The sequence below is a fragment of the Clostridium sartagoforme AAU1 genome, from assembly GCF_000401215.1.
Taxonomy (GTDB): domain Bacteria; phylum Bacillota; class Clostridia; order Clostridiales; family Clostridiaceae; genus Clostridium; species Clostridium sartagoforme.
In genome coordinates, this window is sequence record NZ_ASRV01000182.1 from 1 (window position 1) to 14077 (window position 14077).

Sequence of the window (14077 nt, forward strand, 5' to 3'; positions counted from 1 at the left end):
AAGAATCCTCCAATTGCATAAACAAATTTCACCCATTCTATTGTTTTTAATTCATATTGTCCATAAAATCCCTGAGTAGTTTCCAAATTAAGATTTTTCCCTATTTCCTCTATTACATTAATTATATTTTCTTCATTTTCTATTTTGATTCCATAGAAGTTTATTTCAGTGGCTGTTTCTCTAAGTTTTTCATATTCATCATTATTTACAATTATCGTAACATAATTTAATGCTTCACCAAAAATCCTGATTCTAGTACTTTCACTTATATTAAACTTAACATCATTTAATGTAACGTCTTTGATATTTGATAGCAAACTCATAAGTGTACCCGGTCTTTCAATATATATAGCATTATTACCTTGTACCATTTCTTCATTAAACTTAACTAAATCTTTTTCATCACCATTTTCTTTTAATATATTAGATAAGTTATCATAAGAAAGTACTATATATTCATCATTTTCATATTGAGGAACATCCTTCAATGTGCTTTTAACCTTTAACACTTTAGTTTCTAAAGAATACTTTTCTTTACCAACTTCTTTTAATTTTTTAGCTACTTCTTCTGAATTAAACTCTTCTATAGATGAAATTGCTAAAGAATATAAAGTAATATTTCTCTGACTATTTTCATATGTTTTCTTCATTGAAAAGGCTGTTCCAAGAACTGTAGTAGTTGTTGCTGTTAATATAGCTATAGTAGCATAAACAGTATAGTTTTTCTTAAATCTATACGCTAAATTATTTATAATTATAATATTTGCTCCTTTGTATAATATAGATTTCTTATTAATTAACAAATTAAATACTACTTGAAAAACAGCTCCAAACAATCCATAAGTACCAATGCACACTAATATTAAAGTCTTAAGCGCATCAGTTGCTTCTTTATTTACTAAATAATACCCATAACCAATTAAAACTAATGATATTATTGCAACTATATATATAAGAAAATTAACTTTAGGCATCTTTTCTTGCTTTTTACTTGCATTCAAAAGATCTACAATTTTACTTCTAACTATGCTTATAAATCCTTTTATACTCATAAATAAAAAGATACACATAAAAATTGATACAGTATAAATTATAGAATTTATACTTACATTGAATGTCACATCTATATTAAAATCTGCAATTTTAAAAACTATTATTTGAAAAAACTTTGATAAAACAACCCCAATAATTGTTCCAATTAATGATGCACTTACTCCAATCAACATCATTTCAATAAAATATATTTTCCCTATTACTGATGAATCAAGTCCCATAAATGCATAAATACCAATTTCTTTTTTTCTATTTCTTAAAAAGATATTAGATGCATACCAAATAAAGAAAAACATAAATATAACTAAAATGACAGTTATAACTTGCAAAATAAGCTTACTATATTCTTCATTCATATCACCAAGAACCTTCATCGCATCCCCATTCATCATAATTAAGAAATTACTTAAAACAACTACAGAAAATATCATTGAAATAAAGAACATAGTATAAACTTTAATATTATTTTTGAAATTATTATAAGCTATATTGAATACGCTCATTATTTAGCACCTCCTAAAGATGCTAACATATCGATTATCTTACCATAAAACTCTTTTCTACTTTCTCCTTTATTTAATTGGCATTTTATTTCTCCATCACTTAATATATAAACTTTATTAGAATAACTTGCAGTAATAGCATCATGAGTAACCATAACAATAGTAGCCTTTTCTTCTTTATTTGCTCTACTTAATGATTCTAGCAAATCTGATGATGATCTTGAATCTAAAGCTCCAGTAGGTTCATCTGCAAAAATTACTTTTGGATCAGTTATTAAAGCTCTAGCTGCTGCCCCTCTCTGCTTTTGACCTCCAGATAGTTCATAAGGATACTTCTTTAAATGCTCCTTAAGACCGAATATCTCTGCAATATTAATTACTTTGTTTTCTATATCTTTAGTTTTCTTTTTTCCTAATGCTAATGGTAATGCTATGTTATCCATTAAATTCATATTATCTAACAAATTATAATCCTGAAATATAAAACCTATTTTATCTCTTCTTAAATTAGATAAATCCTTATTCTTAATCTTTGTTATATCTTTTCCATCAAGAATTATTTCACCTTTTGTTGGTTTATCTAAGCTTGAAATTAAATTAAGCAAAGTAGTTTTTCCTGCTCCTGATGGCCCCATTATAGAAATAAAATCACCTTCATTTACAGTAAAATTTATATTATTTAAAACCCTTGTTCTAAACCCTCTAACTCCATACTCCTTAGATACATCTTTTAACTTTAAAATTTCTTTCATAACTAATTCCTCCAAAATTAACTTTAACTTTAATTTTATTTTAATAGTTTTTTAATTTGGATTCCTTCACTTAACCTTACCTTTTTTATTCTAATGTTACATTTTAGTAACCTTTAAATAATCGGAGATTTTATAAAAGTATATATTAAATAAAGTATATTCACCCTTAATTGATTCCACAGAAATTTCATGTTCTAATTTGTTTAATACCTTCTTAGTAAAATAAAGTCCCATGCCAGTAGATTTATATACTTTATTTCTACCATTACTCCCTGTAAAACCTTTATTAAATATCCTTTCTATATCTTCTTTTTCTATGCCAATGCCATTATCCTTAATGCATAGTTTTATATATTCTCTATTATCCTCTGCATAAAACTCTATCTTTCCTTTTTCTTTTGAGTATTTAATAGCATTATTGATTAATTGATCTATAACATAAATAATCCATTTTCCATCACTATAAATATTATAATTTAAATTACTTGTAACAACTTCTATCTTATTTTTTATTAAGAAAAATGAATTATTTTTTATAGATTTCTTAACTATATTACCTAAATTTTCTTCCTTAATAAATATATCCTCTGAAGCTACCGTAGCTCTACTTCCATAAATAATTGAATTAACTAAAAAATTTATTTTTTCTGTTTCATTTTTTACACTGCTTGCTACAGTATAATCCTCTATATCTTCCGAAATTATATTTAGTGCTGTTATTGGCAATTTTATTTCATGAACCCATTTAGAAATATATTCTTCCATATCACTTAATTTTTCGTCATATTCTTTAGTTTTAAAATCATACTTTTTATCTTTATTATCTATAACTTTATAAATTATTTCCTCTTCTAAAGAGCTTTCTTTAATATCTTCTATAGAAATATCATTTTTATCTAAAATAGATTTATATAAATCGTAGTATTTCTTTTTCCAATTAAAATAAGTAGTATATATCCATATTAAATATATAGCAATTATAATAAAATCTAGGTAGATTAAATCACTTGCTCTACCATTGAATGAATTTATTGAAATTAAATATATGTTTATTACTATTAATAAGGCTATTGAAAATATAATATTTATATTCTTTTCTTTTATAAATCTTATTAAGCTCATTAAACCATATACCTATGCCTTTCTTAGTTTTTATAAAATCATTCAATCCTAATTCATCCTTAAGTCTTCCTCTTAACCTAGTTACATTTACAGTTAATGTGTTATCACTTACAAACTCATCATCGTTCCATAAGCTCATCATAATTTTATCTCTTGATACTACTTTGCCTTTATTTTTAATAAGTATTGATAATATTTTCATTTCATTTTTTGTTAAATCAATAATATTATCCTCATATTTAAATGTACATTTTTCCACATCTAAAACCGTGTCATCATAATAAATAACAGAGTCCGAAAAAGTATAATCATAGCTTCTCCTTAGTAATGCATTTATCTTAGTTATTAAAACTTCTATAGAAAAAGGCTTTGTTATATAATCATCACCACCATTATTTATTCCCATAATTAAATCCATATTTGAATCTCTAGAAGATAAGAAAATTATTGGCACCTTAGATATTGCCCTAATTTTTTCGCACCAATAAAATCCATCATAATATGGTAAATTAACATCCATTATTATTAAACTTGGATTCTTTTCAGTAAACTCTTCAATTATATTACTAAAATCATCTATTATCTCTACACTAAACCCCCATTTATTCAAAGATAGTAAAAGTTGTTTTGATAAATCTAAATCATCTTCAATTAATAATATTTCTCTCATAATTATTACCTCTCAATTATTTTTAATAAATTGTATAATTATACAGATATACTCAGTTCACAGTACACAATTCAAAGGCATTATTAAGTGATAATAATGCAAATAAAACATGTATTGCTGCAACTATATATGAAAGTGAAAATAGCACTCCAATTTCAATAGTTGGTATTTTTTTATTTCTTTAAAAGTTAAACCTATTTTATTTAACTTACTTTATCATCTTCTATATCCATATAACATTTATTGCATAAGAAACTTGCTGTTGTTACAAAGAAAATTATTCCAATAAATATTGCTAAAAATATAAATATTCTATAACCCAATTTAATTGATTCTAGTAAATATGCTTTCATTAATAAAACTCTCTCTTCGCCGAATGAATTAGCTAATTTATTATAGGTATCTTCATTTATTATATTTATCTCACTATCATTACATTTTAATGATTTTATATTTCCTTGAAGCTTTTTATAATTACTTTTGTTTAAAATTTCTTCTAAATATATTGTTTTATTATTGACATATAAGCTATTTTCATTGAAGTCATAAAAATGCTTGAGGGAAACTACTATTAACTTCTGATTCTTTGCTAAGCCAAAAGGAGTATACACCTCCAATAGATGTAAATTATACTGATGAAGTTATTGTTATAATAAACATACTAAATTGTGAAAATAATAAATAAGTTTTAACTACACCAATTACTGTTATTAGTATAATTCATATAGCTTACTTCTTACTAATTGTAAAATTAAATTCATTATACAATTAATTTTTATTTATTTGTATTACAATTTCGTAAGATTTGTATTATATTAAACAATCCATATATTAATTTTCTTGAAAATAAAAAAGCTATGACTAGTATTAATATAGTCGTAGCTTTTAGTTTATTTAAAAGTACTTAGGTTACGCTAGCAAATGCTATAACGCCCTTTATACTAATTAAATCCCTATTAATTTTTAATTAACTTAACCTCTTTATTTATTAAGTTTAGTGCCTTTTCTTTTATTCCCTCTAATGAATAATTATAATTTTTTTCTTGTACTAGTATCTCTGTTTTTATACTAAATTCCTTATTGTATCTTTCTATTATTTTATCTTTTATACTATATTTAAAATTACTTCCACCTAAAATAACTACACTAGGATTAATTATTGCTGATATTGTTTTTATAGTGTTTATAATTACTTTAATATACTCTTCATCATCTAAATCACTCATCATTTTAGCATTTAGAAATGTATCTCCTACAGGAATAAATCCAATTTCTCCTGCATATCCATTATTGCCTTTTAGAATATTTCCGTTGATTACTATTCCAGCACCTACTCCTAATGAAGTAAAACTTATATATACAAGACTTATTTCATTATACTGATTTTTTTCTATGTAATCATTATAAAAAGCTATAGAAGTAGAATTTATATCATTTTCTAATAATATAGAAACATCAAATCTTTCTTTAAGATATTTTCTTATTTTTATTTCTTTCCAATCCTCCATCTTAATTCCAGATACATAACCATCATTAGTAACTACTCCAGGCACACTAATTCCAATACCTTCTATATTATTATAATTTCTATATGCTTCTTCTACTACATTTCCAACTAGTTCTATATCTTCTAAGCTTTTTATCTTCCTACTGTTCTCTTCTAAAATTTCCCCTAAGGTATTTACAATTATATAACCTAACTTATCTTCTTCTATTGAAAGCGCCATTAGATATCTTTTGTTTGGATTTATCCTATATCTTTCTGCCCTTCTACCACCACTAGATTCATCAAATCCAACAGATACTATTTCATTTATTTCCATCAACTCATTTAAAATAGATCTTACAGTTGTATGACTTAAACCTGTATCATTAGCGATTTCTCCTCTAGTAGCATTTTCTCTGATCTTTATAGAATTTATTATTAATGAAGTATTCACTTTTTTAAGTTCTGTTGGTTTTCCTGCAATTTTTTTCATTATAAAAGCTTTAACTCCTTTAAAATATCTCTTGGATTCTTAAAATTAAACTCAGCTTCTATTCCTTCTAAATCATCAGCACCCCACATAGCTATTCCAAAATCCATCCCTGCTGCTTTGGTTGCTTTAAAATCAAATATTGTATCTCCAATATATATACAGTCACTTGGATTTATATCTAATATTTCACTCACTTTTAATAATGGGTCAGGATATGGTTTATGCCTTTCTGTATCCTCTGCTAAAACTTCACATTTGATATATTTTTTTAATCCAGTAGGTTCAAAATCTATTTTATATTGATTTTTCATTTTAGAACTTGCTATAGCACATATGATTCCTTTTTCACTCAAAGTTTTTATTACTTCATCAAATCCTTCATATAGTACAGCGCCTTCTTCAAACTCATTCACATACTCTACCCACTTATTGTAAGACTTGTCTATATCCTTAAATCCTAATTCCTCTATTGTCTTCTTTCCTGCATATGCTTTATATTTAAGTAAATCCTTATAAGGAATGTCTTTATGTAGTTCTTCTTTTATAAGTCTTTGAAGCGGAATCATATTCATTCTTTCAGTATTTAGGATTGTCCCATCTAAATCGAAAATTATACATTTATAGTTTCTCATATATTTACCTATACCTTTTAATATACTTTTGAAAGTTTCTTTCAAAAGTATATTAACATAAATAAATAGATTTTTCAATAGCTAAAAAAATAAACCAAGTCATAGTTATTTGACTTGGTTTATCTGATTCTATAATAGTTCGCCATATCTCTTTATAAAAATTTTTTTTAATAGCGTTACTAATATCATATACAGTATTATTATTACAATTAAAAAAGGAAAATAAATTGCTGGCATAGAAACCATATCCAATGCTTTGCCAAAGAATGTATAAGGAATTATAGTTCCTACTGCAATACCTAATGTTGTTAGTGTTGTGAGTTGCCATGATGCTCTACTTTTAACAAATGGAATTCCTGGTGTTCTAATCATATGAATCACAAGTGTTTGAGACCATAATGATTCAACAAACCATCCAGCATGAAATAATCCCATAAATCCTAATTGTTGCGCTTCATTTAATATATGATATTGTCCACCAAATACAAAAGGACAAATAAAGAAATACATCAAAGCATAAGTTGCAATATCAAAAACTGAGCTTGTTGGGCCAATCCAAAACATAAATTTACTTATTGAGCTTGAATCCCATTTACGAGGTACTTTTATATAATCTTCATCAACATTATCCCAAGGAATAGCTATACAAGAAATATCATAAATTAAATTTAACATTAGTAATTGTATTGGTAACATAGGTAAAAATGGCAAAAATATACTTGCGACTAATACAGAAAACATATTTCCAAAATTTGAACTTGCTGTCATCTTTATATATTTAATAATATTAGCATATATCTTTCTACCTTCTACTACTCCATCTTCTAATACCATTAAATCTTTTTCTAATAAAATTATATTCGCTGATTCTTTTGCTATATCAACTGCTGTATCAACTGAAATTCCAACATCAGATTCTGTCATAGCTGCTGCATCATTTATTCCATCTCCCATAAAGCCAACAGTATGTCCATTTTTTCTTAAAGCAGAAACAACTCTTGTCTTTTGATTAGGAGAAAGTTTAGCAAATACATTTGTTTCTTCTACTACTTCACTTAATAATTCATCATCCATTTCTTCAATATCTGATCCAAGTAATAAATTATTTACCTTTATTCCAACTTGCTTACAAACAGAGGATGTTACTGCATCATTATCTCCAGTAAGAATTTTAACATTAACTCCAAAATCTTCAAGAGCTCTTATTGCATTAGCTGTACTTTCTTTTGGTGGATCTAAAAATGCTAAATATCCTATTAATACCATATCTGATTCATCTTTTACTGAAAGCTCCCCTACGCTTGATGGATTGTTCTTCTGAGCAATTCCTAATATACGCATTCCTTGACTATTATAACTAGAAACAGTCTCTAAAATTTCTTTTTTAATTTCTTCTGTAATAGTTTCAATTTTACCCTTATATTCTACATGAGAGCAAACTGATAACATTTCTTCAATAGCACCTTTAGTTATTAATTGAGTTTTTCCTGCTTTATCTTCAACTACTACACTCATACGACGACGGCTAAAATCAAATGGTATTTCATCTACTTTCTTATAATCATGCCATAACTCAATCATATCTTTTTCATTTGCATGATTAACTATAGCTATATCCATTAAATTCCTTAATCCTGTTTGATGATAGCTGTTTAGAAAAGCATGACGTAATACTCTATTATCTTCATTTCCTTGAATATCAAGGGAATATTCTAAAACCACCTTATCTTGCGTAAGTGTACCTGTCTTATCAGTACAAAGAACATCCATTGCACCAAAGTTTTGTATAGCATTTAAGTCTTTTACTATTACCTTTTTCTTTGACATAGAAACTGCACCTTTTGCAAGGTTTGCTGATACTATCATAGGTAACATTTCTGGGGTAAGCCCTACAGCTACTGAAAGTGCAAATAAAAATGCTTCCATCCAATCCCCTTTAGTAAATCCATTCATAAATAATACTACAGGAACCATCACAAACATAAATCTAATTAATACCCAAGATACTGAATTTACTCCTTTTTCAAAGCTTGTAGTTACCTTTTTTCCTACCAACTGCTTTGCCATTGAACCAAATATTGTATCATTACCAACATTAATTGCTATTGCTATTGCTGAGCCACTAATAACATTAGTTCCCATAAAAGCCAAGTTATTTAGCTCTATAGGATTTTTACAATCATGAGTAATGGCTGTATCTACTTTTTCAACAGGCTCACTTTCGCCTGTTAAAGATGATTGACTAATAAATAAATCTTTTGCTTTTAATATTCTAATATCTGCTGGAATCATATCTCCAGCAGCAATATGGATTATATCCCCAACTACTATTTCACTAATAGGAATTTCCTTTATTCCTACTCCTTTACGTTCTACACTTATAGTTGTTTTAACCATCTCACCGAGTTTTTCAGCGGCTTTATTTGACTTTGTTTCTTGAATGAAGCGAAGAATACCGCTTACTAAAACCATCGAAGTAACTATAACAACTGATGTCGCATCTCTCTTGCTTGAATCAACTATCATTATATCTGTTACAAAAGATATAATTGCTAAAATTAATAAAATAATAGTAAATGGATTAATAAATGACTCTATTAGTCTTTTTACTAAAGAATCTCCCTTTTGATGAGTAATTTCATTTTTACCATATTCTTCTCTCATCAATTCAACTTTAATTTCTTCATAGCCACTATAGCTTGTATTATACTTTTCTAAAATACCTAATTCATCTTGCTTTGAAGATAAAATTAATCTATTAATTCCTGAATTTATTTTTATTTCATTTGTACTTACTTTTTTAAATATTTTCTTTTTCATAGTCCTATCCTCCTAAAAATTTTTAGTTTTTTATAGGTAAGACATAGATCCAAAAGAAATATTATCCCTTTAATTATTAAATTTAGAATGAAACTCGCTACTCACATACGTTCCTAGGAGTAACTTCGATTAACTAAATCAAAGATTTAGAATCTCAGTTAGAATGAAACTCGCTACTCACATACGTTCCTAGGAGTAACTTCGATTAACTAAATCAAAGATTTAGAATCTCAGTTAAGAGGAATAAATAATGTATAAGCCACTACATCATAGTTCCCAACATTAATTAAATTTATATTTTCTATTAGTGGATCTATGCACTTACTACTCTCTTCATCCATTCCTCTCACCTCCTAAAATTCAAAATATCTATAATAAATATAAAAATGGACTTGAAAAATAAAAAACCCTTACCACAATAACTTAATGGTAAGGGAAATAAACTTACAATCTTAACACAATCCTAATAAAAGGTTGCGCAAAAAACATAAAACAGAAAACTGCTTTATCATCGTTCAAGCTTCAGCTTCACAAGGCGATGAAATTGCATTAGTCTATGCCTTGGCTTCGACATAGACTGCTAACCTTCTCATAGTGTCTCCACTATTTTGCGGCAGCAACCCTTATCCTTGTGGTAACCTCACCTACCGAAAGATATTAACTTTTCATTTCTTCTTTATCATATGCAATGATTTCAAAAATGTCAATCCATTTTATATAATTCATACTTAATTTACATTTAATTCATATAATCTACTATGTGATTTTATTGTAATAGATATTTAAAAATGTTACAATAACTCTTATTAAGTTTTGCTTAACTGGCATTGAATACTTAGTGAAGTTTAACGCAGTTTAGGTGACCTTAATACTAAGGAACATCTACTGCACTTATCTGAAGTATATGTTCCTTAGTATTAATTGTTAATTATGAATTATTAATTGAAAAAGGAGGATTTATGAATAAAAAAACAGCATTAATTTCTACTGGCGCAATAGGGGCTTTATCTATCGGTGCCTTAGGACTTATAGGTAATTATTTTTATAACTTAGCACTTAATCCAAATACTTCGAAAGATTCTATTTTTGGAACCCCAGAAGAAGCAAAATCTACAAGTGGAGAAGTTCTTAATAAAAATGTAGATTGGCTACTTAATAAATCTAATTTTTCTAATGAATATATAAAATCTTTTGATAATTTAAAGCTTCATGCTTATAAAATACTAAATGAAATTCCTACTAATAAATGGATTATAACTGTTCATGGATATACAAGTAAGGGATTAGATATGAGTGGTTATGCTAAAAACTTTTATGAAACTGGTTATAATGTACTAATTCCAAATCTAAGAGGTCATGGTAAAAGTGAGGGTAGTTACATTGGAATGGGTTGGTATGATCGATTAGATATTACTAAATGGATAAATTTAATTCTTAATATTGATGAAAACGCACAAATAATACTTCATGGTGTATCAATGGGAGCATCCACTGTTTTAATGACTTCTGGCGAAGATCTTCCATATAACATAAAAGCTATTATAGCTGACTGTGGATATACGTCTGTTTGGGCTCAATTTTCTCATCAATTAAATGTACTTTATTCACTACATAGCTTTCCAATAATGAATGCTTCATCAGCTGTTACAAAGCTTAAAGCTGGCTATACCTTAAAAGAAGCATCTGCATTAAAACAAGTAGCAAAATCTAAGACTCCAATATTATTTATTCATGGAGATAAGGATGACTTTGTTCCTTATTCAATGATGGAAGAACTTTATGATGCTACAACCTCACCAAAAGAAAAATTAACCATAGAAGGTGCCGGACATGCTAAAGCATCTAAGGTAAATCCTGAACTTTACTGGTCTACAATAGAAAACTTTATAGATAAATACTTAAATTAGTGAAAAGTGAAAAAGTGAATGCATATATAGGTGCAAAGCAACTTTTATTCAAAAATCCTGTAAGGATTTTCTCCTTCACTTTTTCCCTTTCCCCTATTTCACTATTTTGCTTCGCAAAATATTAATTATATCCGTTAACAATTAAGTCTAGTTTTCCCGTTTCAGGATCTATTGCAAGTCCATGAATTGAAATTCCTTGTGGTGTTAATGGATGCTTTTTTATTAAATTAACGCTATCTTTTATAGATTCTTCAACTGAATCAAAGCCATGAAGCCATTTTTTTATATCTATACCTCCATTTTGAAGTGTTTCTAAGACTTCTTTTGTAATCCCCCTATCAATAGCCTTTTGTAATAAATTATCTGTATTTAAATTGCACATTCCACAACCATGATGCCCAATTACAAATATTTCATCAATATTAAACTCATATATTCCAACGATTATACTTCTGATTACGCTTCCAAAAGGGTGCATAATTGACGCTCCAGCATTTTTAACAATCTTTGCATCACCATTTTTCAAATTTAATGCTTTGGGTAATAAATCTGTAAGTCTAGTGTCCATACAAGATAAAATAAGTATTTTTTTCTTTGGATTTTTTGAAGCTATATATTGCTCATAATCTTTGTTTTCAACAAATCCTTTATTGAATTCTAATATATCATTAAGTTTACTCATTATATTTCCTTCCTAAGTTCATTATATTTATATGATTAATTAAAAATTAATATCTTACTAAATATTACTATATTATTTAAAATAAAATACTAAAATTAAGATCATATATATCTTTTAATCATTTTATAATAAACCTATAGTTTTTCATATAGTTTTTTATGTGAAATTACTTTATCTTTTTTATTTCATTCAGCAAGTCTTTATATTCCAAATCTAGTTGTTCCTTTTTCTCTTCGTTTACTTCTAGGGATAAACGTGAAATAACTTCTGTTAATTTATTTTTTAAAACTAATAATTCATCCTCACATTTCTTTTTATTACTATCAAATTCCTCGTTATTATTATGTTCTAAATAAGAACTATAATTTCCATCAAATTCATGTAAACCCTTATCTTTTATTTCAATTATATAATTACATATATTTGAAATAAATCTTATATCATGAGACACCAATACAATTGTCTTATCAGTGTTTCTTAAAGCATTTTCTAATGCTTCTATAGATTTAATATCTAAGTAATTCGTTGGTTCATCTAGTATTAGTATATTATTATCTGATAAAATCACCTTACATAATCCTATTTTTACCCGCTCTCCTCCGCTTAAGTCTCCTACTTTCTTATATACACTTTTGTCTTTAAAACCAAATTCACTTAAATTAATTCTTATAAAAGTTTCATCATAAGATGAATCCTTCTTTATATTTTCTAAAATGCTTTTATCATCATCTAAAATACTTTGACATTGATCAAAATATCCTATTTTTACAGTGCTTGAAATCTTAACTTTATCATTATTATTATTTACTATATATTTTAATAAAGTTGTTTTTCCACATCCATTTTCACCTATTAAAGCAATTTTTCTTCCTTCTTTTATTTTTAAATTAACATCATTTATTAATAATTTATCTTTCACATAAATTTTAAAAGCTTTTATTTGAATTGGATACTTAGAGTTTAATTTCATACTTGGCACAATATTAATTATAATTTCTTTTCTTTCTTTTGGCTTTTCTTTAACTTCTAAATGATCTATTCTGTTCTTAATTGATTTTATATTATTATCTATATTCTTCTTTCCTCTTTGATCACCCATTTTTATGGTTTTAGCTTCTGATGGACCCATTCCTTTAGGAGCTTTTTTAATTCTATCTCTAAGTACTTCTTTTTCTAATATTACTTTTTCTAATCTAGCTTTTTCATGAATATACTTATTATATTCTCTTTCGCTTACTCTTCTATTTTCTTCTTTTTGATTTATATATTCACTGTAGTTTCCATTATATAAAGTCAGCTTTCCTCCTTCAATTTCGATAATTTTATTACATAAATCATCCAAAAAATTCCTATCATGAGAAATAATAAGTAATGTTCCTTTGTATTTCTTAAACATTTTATTTAAAAGCTTAACACTTTCAACATCTAAATTGGAAGTTGGCTCATCTGCTATTATAAGACTTTTATTTTCTTCAAGTGCTTTAACTATCCTCATCTTGATTTTTTCACCTCCGGATAAATAATCATTATATTCAGCTGGAACATTAAATATACCTTTTAATTTTCCATTTCCTTCAATCTCACATACTTCTTCTCTTTGACTAATATAAGAATAACTATCCGTAAGATAATAAGAGCCTTCATCTGCTTTTACTTCACCGATTAATATTTTTATTAAGGTTGTTTTCCCTGTTGCATTTTCTCCTACAATTCCTATTTTATCTCCTTTAATTATTTCAAACTTATCTATATCTAATAATAATCTATCACCATAATATTTCTTTAAATTATTAACGTTTGCTAATTGCATATTAAAGCCTCCATAAACCAAAATATAAAAGAAGGATGTTGTAAAAATTATAATTCACAACTCTCCCTCTTAAACCAATTCCTTATTAATATTATTTGATTTATATATTAAATGTATTCTATTATAATTTATTGTTTTTTCTTTATT

At 26.6% G+C, this 14077-nt stretch carries 11 protein-coding genes and 1 riboswitch; of the genes, 1 reads left to right on the top strand and 10 read right to left on the bottom strand.

All coding sequences use genetic code 11. From position 1 onward, the window contains the following. From A500_RS14670 to mgtA, 8 genes are all read right to left on the bottom strand, one after another. Window positions 1–1556: FtsX-like permease family protein (locus A500_RS14670; protein WP_016208351.1), on the bottom strand; the 1556-nt coding region annotated here is incomplete at its 3' end. Next, window positions 1556–2308, bottom strand: coding sequence for an ABC transporter ATP-binding protein (locus A500_RS14675; protein WP_016208352.1), 753 nt, complete (start codon window positions 2306–2308; stop codon window positions 1556–1558). The genes A500_RS14670 and A500_RS14675, both read right to left, overlap by 1 nt. Window positions 2309–2404: 96 nt before the next feature. After that, window positions 2405–3430 carry a sensor histidine kinase gene (locus A500_RS14680; RefSeq protein WP_016208353.1) on the bottom strand — a complete coding sequence of 342 codons (1026 nt, stop codon included), beginning with the start codon at window positions 3428–3430 and terminating at the stop codon, window positions 2405–2407. Beyond that, entirely contained in the window at window positions 3321–4100 is a 780-nt protein-coding gene (locus A500_RS14685) for a response regulator transcription factor (protein ID WP_016208354.1), read from the bottom strand. Before A500_RS14685 ends, A500_RS14680 begins: the two co-directional genes overlap by 110 nt. Before the next feature lie 203 nt (window positions 4101–4303). Then, window positions 4304–4717 (bottom strand): peptide ABC transporter permease, encoded by a 414-nt coding sequence (locus tag A500_RS14690; protein ID WP_016208355.1) that lies wholly within the window; start codon window positions 4715–4717, stop codon window positions 4304–4306. A gap of 339 nt (window positions 4718–5056) precedes the next feature. After that, window positions 5057–6079, bottom strand: coding sequence for an ROK family protein (locus tag A500_RS14695; protein ID WP_016208356.1), 1023 nt, complete (start codon window positions 6077–6079; stop codon window positions 5057–5059). Beyond that, complete coding sequence (locus A500_RS14700; protein ID WP_040436947.1) at window positions 6079–6711, bottom strand: HAD family hydrolase; 633 nt, start codon at window positions 6709–6711, stop codon at window positions 6079–6081. Before A500_RS14700 ends, A500_RS14695 begins: the two co-directional genes overlap by 1 nt. Window positions 6712–6840: 129 nt before the next feature. Further along, complete coding sequence (mgtA, locus tag A500_RS14705; protein ID WP_016208358.1) at window positions 6841–9531, bottom strand: magnesium-translocating P-type ATPase; 2691 nt, start codon at window positions 9529–9531, stop codon at window positions 6841–6843. A 500-nt stretch (window positions 9532–10031) separates the two neighbouring features. Continuing rightward, window positions 10032–10190, bottom strand: a riboswitch (M-box (ykoK) riboswitch). Between the two features lie 300 nt (window positions 10191–10490). On the opposite strand from mgtA, the gene A500_RS14710 reads away from it, so the two are divergent. Further along, window positions 10491–11438, top strand: coding sequence for an alpha/beta hydrolase (locus A500_RS14710; protein WP_016208359.1), 948 nt, complete (start codon window positions 10491–10493; stop codon window positions 11436–11438). A 121-nt stretch (window positions 11439–11559) separates the two neighbouring features. On the opposite strand, the gene A500_RS14715 is transcribed toward A500_RS14710, so the two are convergent. Together A500_RS14715 and cplR are read right to left on the bottom strand one after the other, a co-directional pair. Further along, window positions 11560–12120: a beta-class carbonic anhydrase gene (locus A500_RS14715; protein ID WP_016208360.1), complete on the bottom strand. Its 561-nt coding sequence runs from the start codon at window positions 12118–12120 to the stop codon at window positions 11560–11562. Window positions 12121–12286: 166 nt separating this feature from the next. Then, window positions 12287–13930: an ABC-F type ribosomal protection protein CplR gene (gene cplR, locus A500_RS14720; protein ID WP_016208361.1), complete on the bottom strand. Its 1644-nt coding sequence runs from the start codon at window positions 13928–13930 to the stop codon at window positions 12287–12289. Window positions 13931–14077: the final 147 nt, after the last annotated feature.